Annotated in this window: 16 protein-coding genes; 6 read left to right on the top strand and 10 right to left on the bottom strand. The window is 40.2% G+C overall.

Features of this window, described 5'->3' with window-relative positions; all coding sequences use genetic code 11:
• Positions 1-2: 2 nt before the first annotated feature.
• Together NXS00_RS13170 and NXS00_RS13165 are read left to right on the top strand one after the other, a co-directional pair.
• Positions 3-1,637, top strand: a complete 1,635-nt coding sequence (locus NXS00_RS13170; protein WP_258099681.1) for a RagB/SusD family nutrient uptake outer membrane protein — start codon at positions 3-5, stop codon at positions 1,635-1,637.
• Positions 1,638-1,904: 267 nt separating this feature from the next.
• Complete coding sequence (locus tag NXS00_RS13165; RefSeq protein WP_258099680.1) at positions 1,905-4,628, top strand: basic secretory protein-like protein; 2,724 nt, start codon at positions 1,905-1,907, stop codon at positions 4,626-4,628.
• A 121-nt stretch (positions 4,629-4,749) separates the two neighbouring features.
• Here NXS00_RS13165 and groL read toward each other — a convergent pair whose 3' ends face one another.
• Together groL and NXS00_RS13155 are read right to left on the bottom strand one after the other, a co-directional pair.
• Positions 4,750-6,387 (bottom strand): chaperonin GroEL, encoded by a 1,638-nt coding sequence (gene groL, locus NXS00_RS13160; RefSeq protein ID WP_258099679.1) that lies wholly within the window; start codon positions 6,385-6,387, stop codon positions 4,750-4,752.
• Positions 6,388-6,428: 41 nt separating this feature from the next.
• The gene (locus NXS00_RS13155) at positions 6,429-6,707 is read right to left on the bottom strand and encodes a co-chaperone GroES (protein ID WP_258099678.1); all 279 of its coding nucleotides are present in this window, start codon (positions 6,705-6,707) and stop codon (positions 6,429-6,431) included.
• Between the two features lie 239 nt (positions 6,708-6,946).
• On the opposite strand from NXS00_RS13155, the gene NXS00_RS13150 reads away from it, so the two are divergent.
• Complete coding sequence (locus NXS00_RS13150; RefSeq protein WP_258099677.1) at positions 6,947-7,666, top strand: hypothetical protein; 720 nt, start codon at positions 6,947-6,949, stop codon at positions 7,664-7,666.
• Here the strand turns inward: NXS00_RS13150 and secG are convergent.
• From secG to NXS00_RS13120, 6 genes are all read right to left on the bottom strand, one after another.
• The gene (gene secG, locus NXS00_RS13145; protein ID WP_258099676.1) at positions 7,656-8,024 is read right to left on the bottom strand and encodes a preprotein translocase subunit SecG; all 369 of its coding nucleotides are present in this window, start codon (positions 8,022-8,024) and stop codon (positions 7,656-7,658) included. The two genes, NXS00_RS13150 and secG, sit on opposite strands and share 11 nt — an antisense overlap.
• A 1-nt stretch (position 8,025) precedes the next feature.
• Positions 8,026-9,474, bottom strand: a complete 1,449-nt coding sequence (locus NXS00_RS13140; protein WP_258099675.1) for a tetratricopeptide repeat protein — start codon at positions 9,472-9,474, stop codon at positions 8,026-8,028.
• 38 nt (positions 9,475-9,512) lie between these two features.
• Positions 9,513-10,037 carry an LPS assembly lipoprotein LptE gene (gene lptE / locus NXS00_RS13135; protein ID WP_258099674.1) on the bottom strand — a complete coding sequence of 175 codons (525 nt, stop codon included), beginning with the start codon at positions 10,035-10,037 and terminating at the stop codon, positions 9,513-9,515.
• A complete protein-coding gene (locus NXS00_RS13130) occupies positions 10,018-11,316 on the bottom strand; it encodes a sigma-54 interaction domain-containing protein (RefSeq protein WP_258099673.1) in 1,299 nt (432 codons plus the stop codon). The genes lptE and NXS00_RS13130 overlap by 20 nt, the downstream gene beginning before the upstream one ends.
• Before the next feature lie 3 nt (positions 11,317-11,319).
• Positions 11,320-12,780 (bottom strand): tRNA (N6-isopentenyl adenosine(37)-C2)-methylthiotransferase MiaB, encoded by a 1,461-nt coding sequence (gene miaB / locus NXS00_RS13125; RefSeq protein ID WP_258099672.1) that lies wholly within the window; start codon positions 12,778-12,780, stop codon positions 11,320-11,322.
• 81 nt (positions 12,781-12,861) lie between these two features.
• On the bottom strand, positions 12,862-13,584 hold the full coding sequence (locus NXS00_RS13120) for a YceI family protein (protein ID WP_258099671.1): 723 nt from the start codon (positions 13,582-13,584) through the stop codon (positions 12,862-12,864).
• Positions 13,585-13,696: 112 nt separating this feature from the next.
• On the opposite strand from NXS00_RS13120, the gene NXS00_RS13115 reads away from it, so the two are divergent.
• From NXS00_RS13115 to NXS00_RS13105, 3 genes are read left to right on the top strand one after another with little or no spacing between them, the layout of a single operon-like run.
• Positions 13,697-14,215 carry a gamma carbonic anhydrase family protein gene (locus NXS00_RS13115; protein ID WP_258099670.1) on the top strand — a complete coding sequence of 173 codons (519 nt, stop codon included), beginning with the start codon at positions 13,697-13,699 and terminating at the stop codon, positions 14,213-14,215.
• Positions 14,205-14,723 (top strand): DinB family protein, encoded by a 519-nt coding sequence (locus tag NXS00_RS13110; RefSeq protein ID WP_258099669.1) that lies wholly within the window; start codon positions 14,205-14,207, stop codon positions 14,721-14,723. Before NXS00_RS13115 ends, NXS00_RS13110 begins: the two co-directional genes overlap by 11 nt.
• A gap of 4 nt (positions 14,724-14,727) precedes the next feature.
• Complete coding sequence (locus tag NXS00_RS13105) at positions 14,728-15,087, top strand: phage holin family protein (RefSeq protein ID WP_258099668.1); 360 nt, start codon at positions 14,728-14,730, stop codon at positions 15,085-15,087.
• Between the two features lie 126 nt (positions 15,088-15,213).
• Here NXS00_RS13105 and NXS00_RS13100 read toward each other — a convergent pair whose 3' ends face one another.
• Together NXS00_RS13100 and NXS00_RS13095 are read right to left on the bottom strand one after the other, a co-directional pair.
• Positions 15,214-16,143, bottom strand: coding sequence for a PorP/SprF family type IX secretion system membrane protein (locus NXS00_RS13100; RefSeq protein WP_258099667.1), 930 nt, complete (start codon positions 16,141-16,143; stop codon positions 15,214-15,216).
• Between the two features lie 18 nt (positions 16,144-16,161).
• Positions 16,162-22,718, bottom strand: a 6,557-nt coding sequence (locus NXS00_RS13095; RefSeq protein WP_258099666.1) for a T9SS type B sorting domain-containing protein, incomplete at its 5' end; no start/stop codon positions are given.

Below are 22,718 nucleotides of genomic sequence, written 5' to 3'. Positions count from 1 at the left end.
TGATGAGAAAGTATATAAAAAGCACAACAACGTTTTTGATGAGCATCTGTCTATTAATCTTAGCCGGATGTACAGATCTCGACGAAACGATATATAGTGAATTAAATAAGCAAAACTTCTATAACAATAGATTGGAAGTGATGCAGGGTGCGCTAAGACCGTTTACGCACATGCAAGCTTGGTTGGTTCCTACCTGGAGAGGTAATTACTGGTATCACAATGAGTTATCAGGTGATCAGCAGGCTTGGCCACAAAAAGGAAAACATGGTTATGATGGTGGAGATCACTTTAGAATGCACTACCATACCTGGACACCAGAAGAAGGAAGACTTGCTGATACCTGGGCATTGATGTGGAGTGGAGTTGGCTTGATCAACTCGGCTATTGAAGATTTGTCTGGAGTAGAATACCAATCAATGGGTATCACAGATGAGGAAATGAATGCGATTATCGCTGAACTTCATGTGTTGCGAGCATTCCATTACATCAAGTTGATGGATCTATGGGGTAATATTCCAATTGTAACCAAAGTGGCTGATCCATTGAATCCAGAGACTAAGCCAAGTGCAGAGGTTTTTGCATTTATTGAAGAAGAATTGACCACTTATGTGCCTGATCTACTTCCATATTCTGAGGAATTGATTGGTAGAGTTTCAGCTACTGCAGGATATGCAATGCTAGCTGAGCTTTATTTGAATGCAGAAGTGTGGGCAGGAGAACCTATGTACGATAAGTGTATTCAAGCTTGCAACAAAATTATCGACGGAGAAGCTGGGGGTCTAAATGGCGGACCAAGTTTAGCACCTGATATTTTTGAATCCTTTGGAAATACCAACCAAACGGCGAGAGAAAACTTATTCCAGTTTGCTTATAGCAGAAAAGGTGGATTCGAATTTATCTGGCAATACTTGTTTTCAGGATATGGCAATATGTCTGCAGCCTTGAACGTAAGTTACAGTGGCTGGAACGCGGTAGTTGTTACTCCAACTGGATTTGATTTATTCGATGACAATGATCTACGTAAGCAAGAGTGGTTCTTGTCTGGACCTCAGTATGTATACGGTACAGAAGATCCAATTTTAGGAACTGAGGAATATGCTGATCAACCATTAGTGTATGTGAATGCTATCCGTAGAGAAAGTGAAGGCGACTTTACTTCTGAAGGAGGAATGGCAGAAGGCGAAGAGAACAGTGGGGCGAGATTCCATAAGTATCGTTCTGGTACAGTGGATGAAGAAAGCTATAGAGAAAACCATTACATTATCTATCGTTTAACTGAAATCTACTTCAATAAAGCAGAGGCTATCATGCGTCAAAATGGTGGGGTTGCTACTCCAGAGGCAGTTGATCTGATTAATTCATGTAGACAAAGAGCATTTGATGCTGCTGATTGGCCTGCTGAGGCATATTCCGTGGCTACATTGACACTGGATGAGCTTTACAGAGAGCGTGGGCGTGAATTTGTATTTGAAGGAAAGAGAAGAACTGATATGATCCGTTTTGATAAGTTTATTACAACAGACTGGTGGGATCATTCAGCTCATAGTGATCCTAATAAGGAGTTATTCCCAATTCCAGCAAGACAAATTGCGATTAACCCGAATCTAAAGCAGAATCCAGGTTACGTTTCTGAATAATCACTCACTATCTGGCGATGGGTCCTGGACCCATCGCTTTTTTAACCTTAGGATTTGGGTCTTTTTTTATAATGCCATTTTTCCCCCGCTTTTCTAATTCTTAACAGTTTTCAGAAGTCATCCATCGTGGATGAGATCAGCTTATGAATTGATTTTGCAGATAAATCAAATAATGTGCTTGTATGCATATCATCATTGCATACAACGTAAGAATTATGCTCTGTAAAATAGACTTGTAACCTAATTACTCACATAAATAAGCTAACTATGGAAAAGCTCAGTTTAAAACAATTCTGTACAGGACTACTCCTGATGGCAGGATTTACATTAGTAGCTCAGTCGCCTCCCGCTACATGGCAGGAGCATTGGTTTGAGCATCAGCAAAACGTATCACTGGTCTATAATGACAGTGATCTCAACGTCTACTATGACGCTGAAATGGACCCATCTATTACCTGGATCAATACCTATATTGGAGATGCATGGAGATATACCAAGCAACTTTATGGAGATATGAGTGGAGGTACTGGTGATGGTGTTCTTTGGGCAATCTTTCATCAAGATAAGTATGGAGGAGGTCATCCGGGTTATTATTTTGATGCAGGTCATGATTATAGAAATGTCATAGATCTGGGACAAAATGGTTCATGGACACAGCCAACTGGTTGGGCCTTGGATGCCTCGATACATGAAATAGCACATATAGTTGAATCTGTTACCAATAGTAGTAATGGTTCACCGGCCTTTCCAATTTGGGGTGATAGTAAATGGGCTGTTATTTACCAATATGATGTTTATGTGGAGCTAGGGTGGACTAGTGAAGCTACTCGTTGGTACAATTCTCAGGTCAATGACCCCTGGTTTGCAGAGTGGTTTTACCCAATCTGGAATAATTATGGCAATGGAGAAGTGCTAAGTGACTTCTTCATAGTGTTATCTCAACATTTCCCCAAAAATGGAAACACCTATTCCCGAAATATGAATTGGGGAGAATTCGTCCATTTTTGGAGTGAAGCAGCAGGAGAGGATCTCAGTTCTCTGGCAGAAAATGCCTTTGATTGGACTTCTGCCAGACAGGCTGAATTTGCTCAGGCACAACTTGATTTCCCACTTTCTTATCATGCCGCGGCGAATGTGGTTGATATTACTGATCAGCCAGGGAGCATAAGTGCTCAATATAGTGATTCGCCATCTGGTGAGGGTATAGGTAATCTTGTAGATAACAATTCTAGCACAAAGTATCTCACTTTTCAGAATGCTGGTTGGGTACAATATTCTGCATCAGACAGCTACATAGTAACTAGTTATGCGCTCACTTCAGCAAACGATGCTTCAGCAAGAGATCCTTTGATATGGACACTGCAAGGATCTAATAATGGTAGCTCATGGACTACTATTGACTCAAGATCTGGACAGGATTTTCCTTCTAGGTATCAGCGTAGAGAATTTAGTTTCAATAACAGTACTCCTTATAAATCTTATCGTTTGCAAATGACCAATAACAGTGGTAATATTTTGCAGCTAGCAGAGCTAGAGATATATGGAGAAGAGTATGTTGAAATAGTAGATATCACTGATCAGGGTGGTTCTGTGTCAGCGCAGTATGCGGATTCTCCAGCCAATGAAGGTATTGGCAATTTGGTAGATAACAGTGCCAATACTAAGTATCTCACATTCCACAGTTCTGCCTGGGTTCAATTTGCTTCTTCGAATAGTTATATAGCCACTAGTTATGCATTGACCTCTGCAAATGACGCAGCTACTCGTGATCCGCTAAACTGGACACTACAGGGATCTAACGACGGGTCATCATGGGCCACGATAGATAGTCGTAATGGCGAGGATTTTGCAAATCGTTTCCAAAGGCGAGTGTTTACATTCTCCAATAACACTGCGTATAGTCAGTATCGGCTTCAAATGACTAATAATAGTGGAACTGTGCTGCAACTTGCAGAACTAGAGATCTATGGAGAGCAAGTAGGTACTGGTGGAGATGGTGACTGGGATAGCTTTCCATACCCACAAATCAACTTTGTTAACAATGCACCATCGCACAACGGCAGTACTATTTTTAACTCAGCGATCCCCGATCCAGTGGCAGATATGCAGGAGCAACTGCTCGATGTAGCGAAACAGGTTTATTACAACGATGCTGATAATATTCTAACCTTTAATCGGCTTAATTTTTACCTGGAAGATTATGATGGTGTAGCAAGTAAATGGGGAGCACCACCAGAAATTAGTATACAGGTGAGTGTACGTCACATTGAAAATGTCTACAATAATAATGGAGGTGATCTCAATGCAGTAAGACAAGAGATATTAGGAATACTATCACATGAAGGAACACACGCGTATCAGTATGAGCCTAAAAATGCCGGCGGGTATAGTGGCGGTACGGACTTTTATGGTTTCATAGAAGGTCTCGCAGACTATGTGAGAATCAATACACGGGGTTTTTCACCTCCAAGATATCCATCTACAGGAGGAAACTGGACTAGTGGTTACACTACATCTGGATTTTTCATTGATTGGTTAGCTGACAATAAAGACCCAGATTTTGCAAAGAAGTTTAATCATACAGCAAGGACATACGGAACATGGTCCTGGGATGCTGCATGTCAGGAAATATTGGGAGAATCTGTACAGTCATTGTGGAATCAGTATCAGGCATCACTTAGTGGAGCTAGAACACTAGGAGGTGTCGCTGGATCCACATTGGAGTGCTCAGGGATGTTGTCCAGACCAGAGTTGCCTGAAGATTTTAAGTTAGTCATTACTCCAAACCCTACAAAAGATCAATTGCAGGTATTAGGCCTTCAATCACCAGCGGAGATTAGCATAATGGAACTCGATGGGAGAGAAGTGCTTAGAAGAAGTGTAGACTCAAATGAGTCGATCGATGTTTCATCCTTAATGAATGGGATTTATTTAATCAAAATACACCCTAATGATGGCGAGGTAGTATTTAAGAAACTCCTCAAGAAATAGTGAATTAGTAGTTTTCTTCATATTAAGTAGTGGATCTTGTTCGCTACTTATTTTTTACTGTTGTACAAAAAAAGCTCTCCGATTTGGAGAGCTTTTTGGTTTATATATTTCAAGTGTATGATTACATCATTCCACCCATGCCGCCTGGCATTCCACCTGGCATTGCAGGAGCACCACCTTCTGGCTCAGGCTGATCAGCTACTACAGCTTCAGTAGTCAATAACAATGAAGCGATAGAAGCAGCGTTCTCAAGAGCTAGACGAGTTACTTTAGTTGGGTCAATGATACCCGCTTTGAACATGTTTACATATTCGTCAGAAGCAGCATTGTATCCGTAATCATCTTTACCTTCTTTCACTGCGTTAACTACTACAGAAGCCTCACCACCAGCGTTTTCAACGATAGTTCTCAAAGGAGCCTGGATCGCATTGTAAACGATTTTCACACCTGTGTTTTGGTCAATGTTACCAAGTTCAAGACCTTCGATAGCATTCAAAGCTCTGATCAAAGCAACACCACCACCTGCGACGATACCTTCTTGTACAGCAGCTCTTGTAGCGTGAAGAGCATCATCTACTCTGTCTTTCTTCTCTTTCATCTCTACTTCAGTAGCAGCACCAATGTAAAGGATAGCTACACCACCAGAAAGCTTAGCAAGTCTCTCTTGTAGTTTTTCTTTATCGTAATCTGAAGTAGTGTTTTCGATTTGTTGCTTGATTTGGTTTACTCTACCTTCGATCTCTTCTGCTTTACCTGCACCATTTACGATAGTAGTGTTGTCCTTATCAATGTTGATTTTTTCAGCAGTACCTAAGTAGTCAAGAGTAGCATTCTCTAGTTTGTAACCTCTTTCTTCAGAAATTACAGTACCACCTGTAAGGATAGCGATATCCTCAAGCATTGCTTTTCTTCTGTCACCGAATCCTGGAGCTTTTACAGCAGCGATTTTCAGTGAACCTCTGATTTTGTTTACTACCAATGTAGCTAGCGCTTCACCTTCTACATCCTCAGCAATGATCAACAATGGTCTTCCAGTTTGAGCAGTTGCTTCAAGGATAGGAAGCAATTCCTTCATGTTAGAAACCTTCTTGTCATAGATCAAGATGAATGGGTTTTCCAACTCAGCTTCCATCTTCTCTGTGTTAGTCACGAAGTATGGAGAAAGGTAACCTCTGTCAAACTGCATACCTTCTACAGTCTTCACTTCAGTTTCAGTACCTTTTGCTTCTTCTACAGTGATAACACCGTCTTTACCAACTTTGTCCATCGCATTGGCAATCATGTTACCAATTTCAGCGTCGTTGTTAGCAGAAACAGTAGCTACCTGAGCGATTTCTTCGCTAGTAGAGATTTCTTTAGACTGCTCTTTCAAGTTTGCTACTACAGCAGCAACAGCTTTGTCCACACCTCTTTTAAGATCCATTGGGTTAGCTCCAGCAGCCACGTTTTTAATACCGTGGTTGAAGATTGCTTGAGTCAATACAGTAGCAGTAGTAGTACCGTCACCAGCGCTATCTGCAGTTTTAGAAGCCACTTCTTTCACTAGTTGCGCACCCATGTTTTCGATAGGCTCGCTCAATTCGATTTCTTTCGCTACAGAAACACCATCTTTAGTGATTGTAGGAGCACCGAATTTTTTGTCAAGAATTACGTTTCTTCCCTTAGGTCCTAAGGTTACTTTAACAGCATTTGCAAGAATGTCCACACCTTTTTTTAGGCTGTCTCTCGCGTCAGTATCAAAGAAAATATCTTTAGCCATGATTATTATCTATTTAATGTGTTCTAATTAATGGGTAATGATTAAACGATTCCGTAAATGTCAGCTTCCTTCATGATCAAATACTCTTTGCCATCGATGCTGATCTCTGTACCAGAATATTTGCCATAAAGTACTTTGTCACCAACTTTTACATTGATTGGCTCATCTTTCTTACCAGTACCAATAGCAACAACCTCACCTCTCTGAGGCTTCTCTTTCGCTGTGTCAGGAATGATGATTCCAGAAGCAGTTTTCTCTTCAGCTGCCGCAGGTTCTACCAGAACTCTATCAGCTAGTGGTTTGAAATTAACTTTTGACATTGTTTAATGAATTTTATTGTTAGTCAATTTTTGATTTTATATCTGATCGCATTGTAGCATAGAGTATGCCAATGTGAATTACTGCCAAATTTGTCATGAATTCTGTCATGCTGTACTGACAAAAGTTCAGTTTGTGGTTTCTATCTGTCAGTCAAAGAATATTCCTGTCAGTAACTGACAGCTTGCCATTTTGGAAAATGAGTTTTAAATTTTAGATAGGTTAAAATTCTTATCTCAATATGACAGATCTTAAACATGATTGGCTGACAGAAGGAATGATAGATTATGAGTACAAGAAGTACATCTTGTTAGCCTATTTAAAAGACATCCGTGAGCGTTTTGATTTAGCGGAGTTATATCCTTTTTTGTCAGATTTGATACTTCACTACAAGAACCTCCAAAAGGTGAAAGACAACAAGGAAGTGATTTATGAAAGCTTTCCCAAATCCATCAGTAAGGCGGATTTCAAAAAGCTTAGCTTCACTTACAAGCGAATGGTGAAAGATGATGAACTCATGGAAGAACTGGAGTCAATAATTTCGTTTGCCTTGCCAAGATTGGAAGAGGCCATTGGGCTGGGGAAGGAGTTGTTCGATTTGGTGGAAGAAAATATGGAGATGGACTCTGTTGGACTAACGCCTTTGTATAACCAGGAGGGGTATGTGTTGATCAATCAAGATGCCAAACGGGAAGTAAAGGTCTACCGATACCAGATGTCTGTTTTGGAACAATCCAACGAAAGGTATCGTGCCATCAATACGACTTACTTATTTGATGACTTTAAGGATTTTAGTAGGTCCTATGAAAAAATAAAGCTGGATTTGGCAAAACGCTATTGGGAATTGCCAAATCCAGCTACATTTCTGGTGATCAGTAAGATCAAATTTCCTTTACCTCAAACGGTACTTCCAGTAGCAAAAAGACTACTTGTGAGGAAGTTAACTGAGATTAGTTCGTAGAGTCAGAAGAAGCTTCTTCTTCTAATCCTAGATCATCAATTGCCTCACCTGATTCTACTGGAATAGATTGCTGTGGAAGAATAGACTCCTGAGCGTTTTCCAGGTTAGGAGAGGTGATTGTTTGTGTATTTTCTTCGATTACAAAGTTGGTGCTAATTGTCAATACTAGAAGAGCAATTGCAAAGCCCCAAGTTAATTTCTCTAGGATATCACCTGTTTTCTTTACACCCATGATTTGCTGAGTACCAGCACCACCAAATTGGCTAGATAGTCCTCCACCTTTTGGGTTCTGAGCAAGAACTACTAAAATCAATAACAAAGCCACAAGGATGATAACACTTACGATTACTGCGTACATTCTATCTCTGTTCGTTTACTTTTTTAATAATGTCGGCAAAGTAAACTGATTTTTCAGGAAAACGCACTATAAGCGCTTCATATATTTGAATAGCACGGTCATAACTTCCCTGCTCCAGGTAAATTTCAGCTAAATATTCTGATGCGATCTCTGGATGAAGTTCAGAACTACCGGTTGATAAGTCTCCACTAGGTGCTTTGGATGTAGTAGCATCAGCGGGACTAATCGATGGATTGGTCTTGATGAAGTTAGAAATGATCGAATCTTGATCTACTTTTCTAGATTTCTCACCGGCCTCACCTTTGTCTGACTTAGAGTCATCCTTGGAATCATCTTTATTAGATGACTTTTTAGCAGTCGTAGCCTTCTTGGTAGTTCCTTTATTGGTGGAACTATCCTTCTTTTTTGATTTGGCTTTACTGCTCTCTTTAGCTGGTTTTTCTTTAGCGGCTGCTTTTTTGGACGATTCAGCTTTTTTAGAAGTTTCAGCGTCATCATCTTTTTTGAGCTTTACCGTTCGACGTGCTGATCTTGATTGTGATGCACGTTTTGGTTTCTCTTTTTCTTCAGCTTCTATTTCCTCCGATATTTCTTCAGAGATTTTTGAAACCTTAGATTTAATTTCTTCTGGAGACTCATCTATAGTTGACTCCTCATCAGACTTATCCTTTTCTTTGGTAGGCTTAGCCTTAGATTTTGGTTTTTCGACTTTCTCTACGGTAGCGTCTTCTGTTTTAGTTTCAGCCTTTACTTCCTCAGGCTCCACTTCTGTAGACTTTTCCTCTTTAGGTTCTTCAACTTGAGGAGTAGGTTCTGCTTTGGCTTCTTCTTTTACTTCTTCCTTAGGTTTTGAGTCAGCTTTCTTAGTTGCTTTTTGGACAGCAGCATCAACGGCTTCTTGCTCGGCTAGATCGTTCTCAATCTTGTTAAGCTTAGCTCTGTTTTCTTTTAATGCCTCTAGATCTTTGTATAGCTCGTCAATGATGTTGTCGAGATCGGAAGGTACAGGATCTTCAATCAGCGCTTCTGGCTCTACAGCTTTGGTTTCTTCTGGTTGAGGACGCATGATCACCTTCTTCTTCGGAGGTGCTTTTTCTTCACTTGCAGCTTGCTTGACTTTCGCGTTGACAACTTTCGACGTTTTTATCGATTCGTCAAGTTCCTTTTCGCGTTCAGCTTCATGAGATTCATGAACATCCAAAGGACTCAAGAAGATTAGTTGATCATTGATATATCTTTTCAATAAAGCTCTATCTGTAGCATAGATAGCAGCAGTGTTGATGTGTAGGCCAGCTTTCTTAGACTTGAGTTGTTTACTTCCTTTGGCGATTAAAGTTCTCGCATTTTGGAAGTATGGAAACTCTTCCAACACCGATTCCAAATCCGCTACAGATTGGTTGTCTAGCGATGATGGATGTCTTAAAAACTCAACAAATTTCTGTTTATTCACAGGAGGCAAGCGTTGATTATAGTCTAAATTAAGAAAAATTACCAATTTGCCACAGAAGCATTGAAGATATCCAGTATGATTTGATCAAAGATTTCTTCAACAAATGCTTGTTCTTCGGAGGCTAGGTCGGTTGAATTTTGGTCGTAATCGACAAAGAATGAGAAATTTTTATCAAAATCAAACTCATCATCCTTTGTATTTATATAACTACACGACACAGTAATAGTAATTCTTGATGTGCTGGAAAAGTCCGCATTGCTGTTATTCCCTGAAGCACTAGCAGATACTGGAGTGATTTTATAATCTGCAACAAACCCTTCCAATTGCAAATCACCATTATCGTCCACCAGGGTTAAGCTTGTATTTTGTTGGTAATAATCTTTAATCGCTTCGGTAAACAAAATACTCATGTTGGATGGACCCAAGGTAGCGTTGTTGTAAAACGTACCAATGGAAATGGTCTTCACATCTGGAGAAATAGATGCACCAGTGAAGCCATAGACTCCACATCCGGCCAAAGCTGCAATTCCAAGTATACAGCAACTAAATATTATCGATCTCATACTGCTTAATCTTTCGGTATAATGTTCTTTCAGAAATGCCAAGATCCCTTGCCGCATATTTACGCTTGTTGTTGTTCTTTTTCAATGCCATGATGATCATTTCTTTCTCCTTTTTTTCTAAAGAGAGCGATTCATCTTCTTCCGTTTCATGCGTGATGTCTTCGATCTCGTAACTAGAGTCGTCTTCATCCAAGTTCTCCCTGTGAGAATCTAATAAGATAGGAGCTTTGTAAGGAGCAGGCTCTGGTTCGGAATATTCTGCAGGAGCTTCCGCAGGGAATGACTCCATGTCATTGAACAAACGCTTATGTTCAGATAAAATTTCACTTCTATTGCCATCTTCTGACAATATCTGATGAATCAAGGTTTTCATTTCTGACATATCACGCTTCATGTCAAAGAGAACCTTGTAAAGAATGTCTCGCTCAGAAAAATTCTCTTTATTCTCAATATGGTTGGCTAGAGCTGGTAGGTAGGAGGTGGTTTTTGGTAAATATTTCAACAGCGTTTCTGCTGAAATTTCACGTTCCATTTCCAATACACTGATTTGCTCTACCAGATTCTTTAATTGACGAATATTGCCTGGGAAACGGAATTTCAAGAGTGCTTCTTTGGCATTATCATCTAGCTTGATTGGCTTGGTGCTATAGTTCTCTGAAAAGTCTGTCGCAAATTTTCTGAACAGCAACAATACATCATCACCACGCTCTCGAAGAGAAGGTACCTGAATGGGAACGGTGTTTAGACGATAATAGAGGTCTTCTCTAAATTTATTGTTAGAGATAGCATCATGCAACTCCACATTCGTTGCGGCAATTACTCGTACGTCTGTTTTTTGAACCTTAGAAGATCCTACTTTGATGAATTCGCCATTTTCTAATACTCTGAGTAATCGTGCTTGAGTGCCAACTGGCATTTCTCCGATTTCGTCTAGAAAGATGGTGCCACCGTTTGTTACTTCGAAATATCCTTTACGTGCTTCATGAGCACCTGTAAAAGAGCCTTTCTCATGACCAAACAATTCAGAATCAATCGTTCCTTCAGGAATGGCTCCGCAGTTAATTGCTATGAACTGACCATGCTTTCTGTGTGATAAGCTGTGGATGATCTTAGAGAAAGACTCTTTACCAACACCACTTTCCCCTTGAATGAGCACACTCATATCGGTAGGGGCTACTTGCATAGCTATCCTGATCGCATTGTTGAGCTTGGAAGAATTACCAATGATCTCAAAACGCTGCTTGACTGACTGTATTTCTGAATCTATTCTGTAATCCATCGATTATGCAACTACTTCACCGAAAAGTGTGGCTGCAGTACAGTCATTCACTTTTACGTTTACGTATTGACCTTTTTGATAATTGTTATCTCTGAAGATTACAACCTTATTGGCACTATTTCTTCCCTGAACATCATCCTTAGAACGCTTACTATATCCTTCTATTAGGACTTTGAACGTCTTTCCAATGTCCAGTTTGTTTCTCTCCAAAGAGTGTTCTTGTTGCTTATTGATGATTTCTGTTAGACGTTTTTTCTTGGTGTCTAATGGAATATCATCTTCATACTTTTTCGCGGCCAGCGTACCTGGTCTTTCCGAGTAGAAGAACATGTAAGAGAAGTCATACTTCACATAGTCCATCAGGCTCAAAGTGTCTTGATGCTCTTCTTCAGTCTCTGTGCAGAATCCAGCAATCATATCCGAGCTAATTCCACATTCCTGACCCAGAATGTTTCTAATCGCATCTACACGATTAATATACCAATCTCTGTCGTAGGTTCTGTTCATCAATTCCAACACTCGGGTATTGCCACTTTGTGCAGGAAGGTGAATGTATTTGCAGATGTTTTCATACTTTTTCATAGTATGAAGTACTTCATCTGTAATGTCTTTCGGGTGAGAAGTAGAGAATCTAACTCGTAATTCAGGACTCACTTGAGCGACCATTTCTAGGAGGTTGGCAAAGTTGACAATCTCAGCAATTCCTTGCTTTTCCAGGCGAGCTTTGTTGTTTTCTTCATCAGACCACTTGTAGGAGTCTACATTTTGTCCAAGTAACGTCACTTCTCTGTAACCACGATCAAATAAGTCTTGTGCTTCTTTTACGATAGAAAGTGGATCACGAGAACGCTCTCTACCTCTAGTAAATGGCACTACGCAGAAAGAACACATGTTGTCGCATCCTCTCATGATTGAAATGAAAGCTGTAACACCGTTTGAGTTCAATCGAACAGGAGAGATGTCTGCATAAGTCTCTTCTCTTGATAAGAAAGTATTTACTCCCTTCTCACCATCTTCTGCTTTTTTAACCAGGTTCGGAAGATCTCTGTAAGCATCTGGACCAACTACCAGGTCAACAATCTTCTCTTCTTCCAGAAGTTTGGATTTCAATCGTTCGGCCATACAACCCAATACTCCAATGGTGATTTCGGGTTTCTCTTCCTTGATTTTATTGAATTGGGTAAGTCGTTTTCTTACCGTTATTTCAGCTTTCTCTCTGATAGAGCAGGTATTCAAAAGGATAACATCTGCTTTCTCAAAAGATGAGGTAGTATCAAAGCCTTCTTTCTCAAGAATGGATGTAACAATCTCACTATCAGAGAAATTCATTTGACATCCATAGCTCTCGATGTACAGTTTTCTGGCTTTGTCGTCAGTGCCTTCCTTGGAAATTCTTACGCCACAGCTCTCATCCTGATCATTTTTCTGATCCAGTATTTCCAAATCTGCAATCACTTCTGTCATAGTAATAATCTGTTTTGAATCTGCAAAGATACGATTCCAATTTTAGATGATGACATTCTGTCAGTATTTATCTGACGAATTTTAGTTTCTGTTAGCTTCGATTAGAAAACCGACATTTACCGTATTGTAGATGAACTTGTCTTTAGCCTTATCAACAGCCTTTGCTTCACTATTGTAAGAAAGATTCCAATCAGTTCTGTCAATATTGAACTTCGCTTCCACCTTTATTTTAGAAGGTGTAATCTTAACTTCAGCAGGGAAGGTGATGTTCTTGGTCACACCTCTTAGGGTCAGGTTTCCTGAAATCAAGTGCGTTGGATTTTTTACCATAAACGCTTTCAATTGTGCTGGGGTGTTTTCTGTAATAAACTCTTCTTTCGTTACTATTTGAGTAGAGTCATAATCAGTCAAACCAGTTATCTCAAAAGTACCAGTTGGGTGATTTTGAGCATCAAAGAAATCATCAGAAAGAAGGTGCTTGGTCAATTTACCATTTCCCGCAGTATCTAAATCCATCACTTGTATAGACATAAGGTCAATCTCTACAGAACCTCCAGCTATGGAATCACCTTGAATAGCAACTTCACCATGGCTAATGTTTATGATGCCATTATGCTTTCCTATAGGCTTGCTTCCAATCCAGGTAATGATCGACATTAAGGAGTCAATCGAATTAATTTCAGCACTATCACTTAACGCAAGGCCTGTTTCTTCTTCGCTGGCTTCTACACTAGTACCTTCTTGAGATGGAGTACAAGAGGCTAAAATGACTACAAGTAGGAGTGAAGCTATTTTTAATTGCATTTGATTATATATTCTTAAAGTTGTAAAACCATTACCTTAACCCGAATTATGCTTGAAGGCACAAAAAGGAGTTAACGCTCCGCAATTTATAGAGTTTAATTTTTGATAATAAATGACATTAATAAAATCGGTAAGAGGCTGTAGCCCAAAGCAAGGAAAAGATTGCTGGTTTGCAGAAAATGCAACCATCGTAGGTGACGTCACCATGGGAGATCAATGCACTGTTTGGTTCAATGCAGTGATCCGAGGAGATGTAAATTACATTAAGATTGGAAATCGTACGAACATTCAGGACAATGCGACGATCCATTGCACTTATGAAAAGTTTCCAACAACTATAGGTAGTGATGTTTCGATTGGTCACAATGCAATCGTTCATGGTTGTACTTTAGAAGATCAAGTGCTGATAGGTATGGGATCAATGGTAATGGATGGAGCTGTGGTGAAAACTGGAGCCATAGTAGCAGCAGGAGCAGTGGTTTTGGAAGGAACCATCGTAGAGGAGAATACAATCTATGCTGGGGTACCAGCGAAAAAGGTGAAAACAGTAGAAGGGAAGAACAGAGAGATGTTACTTCGTATTGCTGGTAATTATTTGAAGTACTCTAAATGGTTTCAAGATGAAGATTAGTCAGCCTTTGGCTTCAGAATACAACCCGTTCTATGGTGGTTATATTGAGAAAATAGGTGACCAGGATGTAATTAAAGTACTGAATTCTCAATTGTCAGATTTGGAATCATTGTTCAGTGGTCTTTCTGAAGAAATTCTTTCTTATGCTTATGGTGAAGGGAAGTGGACAGTGGTCGAAGTGCTTGGCCATATGGTCGATGTGGAGCGGATTATGTCGTACAGAATGCTACGTTTCTGTAGAGGTGACAAAACTGCCTTACCTGGATTTGAAGAGAATGATTATGTGATCTCTGGTAAATATAGTCCCAAGCTCACGGAATCGTTGTTGTTAGAGTTCAATTACTTAAGAAAAGCTAATCTTGAATTGATAGGGAGGATGGAAGAACATCACCTGACCTTGTCGGGAGAATCAAATGGAAGTAGCACTTCTGTACGAGCTTTGATTTACATTCTTGCGGGTCATTTGCAACATCATATGGGAATATTAGTTGAAAGATATAAACTATAAATAAATGAACTTTTTTATTCGAATTTTACTCTCAGCTTTGGCTGTAGTAATAGCCTCTTATTTATTGCCTGGCGTGGGGGTGGATGGATTTTTTGCTGCCATCATCATTGCGCTTGTAATCGCACTATTAAATTTTGTGGTTAAACCAATTCTGGTTGTTTTAACAATTCCTTTAACCGTCTTTACGCTTGGCTTGTTTTTACTTGTCATCAATGCATTGATCATCTTGATGGCCGACGCCATAGTACCGGGATTTTATGTAGATGGTTTTTGGTGGGCTTTGATATTTAGCTTGGTTATGTCACTTGTTAATTCGCTTCTAATCGATTTAAGCGGTGGTGAGGATCGCAAAAGAGGTAAATAATTGATCTTATGTTAAGCTGTCTCTAAATAGTTAATTGGAGATCATAAAAAAAGCCTGTCTAAACACATTTAGACAGGCTTTTTTATGTTTTTTTATTTAAGTGAGATTAAATCACCGCACTTAATTTTAGAAATATACCGGACATTCTGGATCCTTCTTGTAGTTTCTTAACTTGATTCTGTAATTAAGGAGAACTTCGTGGGATCCGCTCGTTTCCGTAGTAATCTCACTTGCATTGGCATCATAGGCATAGCCCACTCTGAAGTTCTCATTCAGAATAACCTGACCAATGAACGTAATCTCTTTAGAGTTTCTATAACTAAGGCCTACATAAGCAATCTTGTCAAAGATCACCATTCCTGTAAAGTCATAAGCAAATCGGTTTGATTCTTGAGCTCTCAAAAGGATAGAAGGACTCAATTTCAATAAGTCATTGATTGGGAAAATCACTCCACCGGTAATGTAGTAATATCTGCTTTCCCTAGAATTAGCTTGCAATCCAAGGTCTGATTCATCAATTACTAAAGTCTTATTTTCTAAAATGTATGGCACTGAGATACCTGCGTACATGAATGGGTTAGCGAAATAAAGTCCAGTACCAAAATTAGGAGTGGTTCTGTTATTTACTCCACTTAGCAACGGATCCTCTGGATCGAAGACAGTGAGTTTGGTATAGTCTGCTGTTCGGCTATCGAAACCTCCCTGTAATCCCATCGCTAAAATTCCAAACCCCGTCTTAATCTTATATGCATAACTGCCATACATGGACATGGTCTCCGTGCTACCGATGACATCTCGTGTGGCTTGCAGACCTACTCCAACTCTGTTTGAGTTGAATGATGAATGAGCAGTCAGTGCTTGAAATTCAGGAGCACCTTCAATATTCACCCACTGTTTCCTATGTACAGCAGTCACGGAAAGTACATTCAAACTTCCTGCGTACGCTGGGTTGAGCAGCAATCCATTAAATGCATAGGTAGAGGTCAATGGTCTCAGCTGAGCTGAAACCATTGATGTCATTCCTATGAGTATGCTAATAATTAAGAACTTTTTCATAACCTGTCTAGATGCAAATTAACGAACTAACTCTAAATATCCTTGAATCTTTTCAGAACCGTCTCCTTTGTCAATGAAATAGAAGTATGTTCCTACTGGAAGTTTCAAACCATTTCTACCAACATTCGAAGCTCCTTCAAATCGAACATCAATGTTGTTGTACCTTTCCGCTTCATATACCAACGTACCGTCACGGTTGTAAATCGTTACTTTGTTATCAGGGAAGTACTCAATACAATCTATGATGAAGAAGTCGTTCTTGCCATCACCGTTGGCTGATACTCCGTTGTAAACTTTCAACGTAGCATCGATCTCAAAGTCCATGGTGTATTCACAGCCATTGTCTGGAGTGAAGTATACCGTCCAAAGACCAGGTTCTGCACTTACAAGTTTCACTTCATCCTGGATAACAGTTCCATTTGGTCCATGCCATTCAATGTCTTCAATCGTATGGAACTCTTCGAATACTATTTGTGCAGTACCATTGAATAATTGAATGGAAGTATTATCACTTCTTAAACAAAGAGATGCACTTGTTCTGATGTCGAAGATAGGATCTACAATGTCATTCAAGATAGTGATGGTTTGCATTGGAGAGACACAGCCTGTTTCAATGTTAGTTGCTTGAATCAGATATGTGATCGAATCAAGTTCTGTTACTTCGCTACCAGTGAATACTGGAGATGAAGGATTATTTTGCTCGAACCATTCGAATAGATAACCTTCAGACTCTCCGTTTACTCTTGCGATCGCTCTACCGTCAGGAACAGAACAGTTAGTTCTGTGCTGCAGGATAGTTACCGATGGTGCAGGAGGTAGCTCAGTTGCATCTTCGATAATGAATTGAGCAACATTGGTACATCCTGTAATCAGGTCTGTAGCTACTGCTGAGTAAACTCCAACTGCCAGACTATCGATCGTAGTACCTGTTCCAATCACAGCACTGGTGGTATCTGTTCCTAAGTACCATTCAAATGTGTATCGGGAAATATTGTTTTCAGTATATCCAATTGCAGCTCTACCATTTGGAAGTTCAGGAGTACAAATAGTCATATGATTCACAATATCCACTCTGAAGTCTGGTGCATCTCTAAGATCTCTAACTGTGGCAAGAAGCACCTCAGAAGTACAGAACAAGTCAGTGCCATCTACCACATACAAGGTGTATTCTCCAGCTTGAAGTCCTGTGTAAGATGTTCCAATGAAGTCAGCATCTGTCGGGTCAACTGGACCACCTGTTAAATCTCCATCGAACCAGTAGAACTGATATCCAGATAGTGCCTTGCCAGCTGGTATGTTGATTACCGTTGCAGCGAGCTGACCATTTGGATCAACACAGTTACTGTTTCCTTCAGAAGAGATTGAAATCTGAAGTGGATCTGGGTAATTATCTATCATGGTGAATGTTTGAGAAATAGTACACCCTGTAGCTATTACCGTCACTGTCACTGTATAATCTCCTGAAGCTAAACTGTCTGCTGTAGGATTGTTAGTTTCTATAACTGTTCCACTCGCATCAGCCCACTCGAACTGATAGACCGTAGTATCCTGAGAACCATCAGCTGTCACCGTAAGGCTTCCACTTGGGTTGGAAGGATCACAGTTGGTTTGTTCTAAGAATGATGCAAGAGCAATATTTGGTCTTACGCTAAAGTCTTCGATCAATACATTGATGATATTGGAAGTACAACCTGTAGCTGTCTGAGTTGCTTGAACCCAATACTCGCCCGGAGCTACTGAGTAAGATGGTGTTGCACTTTCAGACAATACCGGACTTGTTCCGTCTTGTATTGGAGTCGGTGTTCCTTCAGTAGGATCCTCATCATAGAAGGTAAACGTAAAGTCACTTAATGGTCCATTGCTCATTGCAGTTACTTCGAACAAAGCATCTGAAGGCACACAAGTATGGTAATGTGTAGTATCAAATGCGATGATTCTTGGCTCAGCCGGCTCATTAGTCAATGTGAAGTTCGCATTGCTAATACAACCAGATAGAATGTGCTCAACTTCTACTGAGTAGAATCCTGCAGCTACGTTGATCAATGAATCGTTGTTCGTTCCTACGACTACTCCAGCATCATTTGTCCAGGTGAAGTTGTAGGTACTGTCATTGTTATTTTGATTATCAGCGATCACTCTCAAGATACCATTAGCTGAAGCTGTTGGTGAACAAGTAGAGTCCGCCTCTATCTGAACAATCTGAAGTACCGGATTCAATGGATTGTCTGTGATGTTGAATGACAATGGATCTGACTCACAGTTCGAATCTGAAGTTCTAACTACAATTACAGTGTAAGGATTGTTAGCCTCTTCCAGACCATCTATGTCAAATGCAGTAGATAGATCACTATCAGTTACCACATTTCCACTTCCATCTGTAACCTGGATTTCATAATTCGCTACGAATGTTGCTGAATCTGTAGAATCTGCAACATTCAAGAACAAACCATCATATCCTATTTGAACTAAACTGAATGAACCGTTCGGGTTGTTACAGAATAGGTTGTTATTCACTTCATAAGATGTGATTAATGGAATAACTGGATCGTTCGTCACATTGATCGTCTGAGTAGAGATACAAGTAGTGATGGTATTAGTCACTTCTACTGTATAGTTTCCATCAGTTACATCAGCCAAAATAGAGCTTGTTTCGTCTGAGATCTCATTGGCGGCATTAACTGTGTTTCCAGTAAACCATCTGTAACTGAAGTCTGCAGTAGGTGCAGCTCCATTGATTTCCTCAATTTCTATTGCTCCTTGAGCTATCGTTCCACCATCACAGTTAGCATTCGGTGTTACTGTGATTAATCCCAGATCAGGGTTAACACTCTCATCGAATATCTCAATACTAAACGATGTAGCCGCACATCCAGTAGTGATGGTTGTGATTTCAAACACATAGACATCAGGGCTCAGGTTAGAGAAGGTTGCTGAAGAACTAGTTAGTGTAGGTGTGATATCAGCAGAAACTCCATCAACTAGTGATCCATTCTCAGAGTAAATTCTCCAGCTAAAGTCTCCCAAATCTGTCTGGGCTACTCCGCTGATTGTAATGTCACTAGCATTGATCGTAATCTCTCCATCTCCAGGTGTAGCACATGAAGTGTTAGCTGTTACACGATCATTAGGAACATTGATAACTGGATATTCCAAATTGTCAACAATTTCATAAGTAAAGTTAGCTGTACAACCTGAAGCTACATCGGTCACAACTGCAGTGTAAGAACCAGCACTCAATCCTGAAATGGTGAATACATTTCCAGCATCAACGGTAGTGCCAGTAAAGTTCGGTGAAGTTGGAAGTGGACCGGCTTTCCAGTCTACAGTATATCCATTATCAATACCACCGGTAGTTACCGTCATTTCAATTGATCCGTCACCAGTTGTTGTACAACTTGTATTCACATTTACTACTGCTGTAGCAACTGGATAAACGATCTCTTCTTCAATTCTGAATCCAAATGGAACGGAAGTACAAGATGTTCCTTGATGTGTTGCCTGAATAAAGTAATTACCCTCAGCCAATCCTGTCAATTCAGCATTGGAAGTAATGTTTCTGATGAAGTTCTGATCCGCATCCAATAATTGAAGATCATATACAGCCAAGACAGGTGTAACATCACCAACACCTGAAGTTGAAGTCAATGTGTTATGTCTTGTTTCATCAACAGAAGTTACCTCTACAGTTCCGTTAGGATTACATTCAGTTTGTTCTGAGGTCACTGTAAGTGACATATCAATCTGATAGGTAGTATCCTGAAGGACTGTTTTAGCAATGTTGAAACTACACTGATTGTTTGGATCAGAAATATCTGTCACCACTGCGTAGTAGCTGCCATCCAATAGACCAGAAATAGTTGATGTCATGGTTGGAGCAGTTCCAGAGGTTACAATAGTAGGAGTGAAGCCATCAGCTGCAGCAGCTCCGCTAGTAAGCAATTCGGCTGTTCCTGAAGTTATCACACCATAGTACCAGTCTACTGTGTAGTCCGAATCATTGTCAGGACCAGCAATGGTTACTTCTAGTTCACCATCTGCAGTTGCAGCATCACATGTGCTGTTTAAGCTGTTCACTACAATGCTAAGCTCAGGCTTCTCAAACACATCGTCGATAACCACCACTCTTGGATTGCTTACACAACCTGTTGTAGGGTTCGTCACTCTTACAAAGTAAGTCCCGATGCTCATGTCCGCATTGGTACTAGGGAAGTCACCAAGTGCAGCAGAACCAGGGTTCGGCAATGCACCCAATGAGTTATCGTCTGCATCAAACAGCTCGTAAGTGTATGTTGCTAAGGTCGCTTCATCTGTGATATCAGCACCATTAAGTCTGATTCCATCGATGATAATTTGACCATTGTCAGGGCTACAATTGGAAACATCAGTTGAAAGATCTACTCCAGAAGCTGGAATAGTCAATACATCTGGGTTGTTTTTCACCTCAACGATGATCTGATCCATACATCCAGTGCCATTTGAAGCTGTTGACTGTGCAGTTACTAAAATGGTGTAGAACATTGGCTCTAATCCAGTTGCACTAAAGTTGCCAACACCACTTAAATCAGCTCTGTAAGCTCCACTTGTACCTTGACCTTCATACCAGTCAAATTGATAGTGTGATTCGTCTGTGTCTGGTGCTGTTACATCAAGAGTAACTTCACCATTTCCTCCAGAGCAGAAGGTATTTGATATAGCAGTTCCAGTTATAGTAGGGGAAATGCCTTCCTGATCTACCGTCACACTAAAGATTGCAGAAATACACTGATTCGTGTTGATTCTTTCTAACTGCCCTGTATAAGTTCCTGGAAGAATATTAGTGATTCTGTCATTGGTTACATCAACCGTTGTTACATTCTCACCTCCATTCAGGTCTAGCCAGTTGATAGTGTAGTTGGCTAATTCAGCACCCGAAACTGCCACTCCATCAACATGAATGGCATTGACTGACACTGTACCATTTGCGTTGTTTGTATCACAGTTGGTATCTGGTGTAGTACTGATACTTACTTCTCTAACTTCTAATACTGGTTGATCAAGCTCAATCGTGAATGTTCTAGTAGCCTCACATCCTCTGTTAGGGTCAGTTACATTATCCTTGATAATATGAACAGTGTATTCACCAGTCATAAGTCCCTCTAATGTAAGAATGTTACCACCAGTTACAACAACAGTGCCTAATTCTGATCCTGCAGCGTTTGACTCATCATCTGCAAGGAATTCATTATCAGCAGTAGTTAATGCTGTGTTGCCTCTGTACCACTCAATAGAGTAGTCAGCAAGGTTCACCGCACTACCATCTTCAAAGAATGCCACTTCTAGAGTTCCATCACCATCGAAACCAGCACCATTGTCACAGTACGTGTCAGCGGTTTTAGCTACTAATTGAATGATTGGATCCACATGAACATCGTCCACAAAAATGTCGATGACCGTAGAATTAGTACAACCTGTGATGTCATTAGCTACGGTAAGGTTATATGTTCCTTGCTCAAGGTTTGTGATTTCATTTGCACCAAGATCACCATTACTTAAGCCACCTGCAATCACAACTCCAGCAGGTAAAGCCCCACCATTGAAGGTCCATGTAAATGTGTAATCTGTAAGGTTGTATAATGGGTTATCAACTCCATCTTCCAATACTCTTAAGATTTCGATCGAACCATTTGGATCAGTACAGTTCTCATTATCCTCAACAGTAATGTTTGCCGCAACATTCGGAATCGTAATGACCGTTTCGTCATTAATAATAGTGAATGTGGCGTGACCAATACAACCAAGGTTTGGAGTTGTTGCTGAAGCTCCTGTTTTAGTTACATATACAGTGTACGTACCATCAGCAAGTCCAGATATTGTATCACCAACAACTGTTTCCATTGTCGCATCCCCAATATTAGCAACAGTACCCGTGTTGGATGCATTGTCAAATAAGAAGCTAGCGTGTCCGGTACCAGGGCTTGTAGCAGATGTAAATGTACCTCTATACCACTCAATATAGTATTCATCCTCATCTACAGGAGTGATTTCAGTAGGGAATGGGTGCTCAATAGTAATTGCAAGTCCACCGTTTCCAACATTACCTGTATTGTCACAGTAGTTGTCAGCACTCTTCGCTTTCAATGTGATCAATGGATTCTCAGAAACATCTTCAATAGTAATTGAGATAGGGGCGCCATTGGTACAACCAGTAATGGTATTCAGAACAGATACAGTATAAGTATCACCTTCCAAGGTTTCAATTCTTGGGCCGTTTAATGAGGATGGAGCAACAGGGTCACCGTTGCTATTTTCCCAGGTAAACTCATAGTTCGCAACTCCAACTTGAACTCCATCTTCCAGCACATTCAATATTTCAATGTATCCATTAGGAGAGTCACAGTTCTCATTATCGAACTTGTCAACGTTCGCTGTTATATCAGTGATTGAAATTGTCGGCTGATCATTAACGATAGTGAACGTAGAGATTACTTCACAACCAGCATTCGGATCTGTTAAACCATCTTTCTTGATGTATATGGTGTATGTACCAAATTCAAGACCAGAAAGGATAGTGATATCCGCACCGATAGTTGCAGATC

The sequence above is a fragment of the Marinoscillum pacificum genome (genome assembly GCF_024714495.1).
In the GTDB taxonomy this organism is placed as follows: domain Bacteria; phylum Bacteroidota; class Bacteroidia; order Cytophagales; family Cyclobacteriaceae; genus Marinoscillum; species Marinoscillum pacificum.
This window is presented reverse-complemented; position numbering and strand designations above follow the sequence as displayed.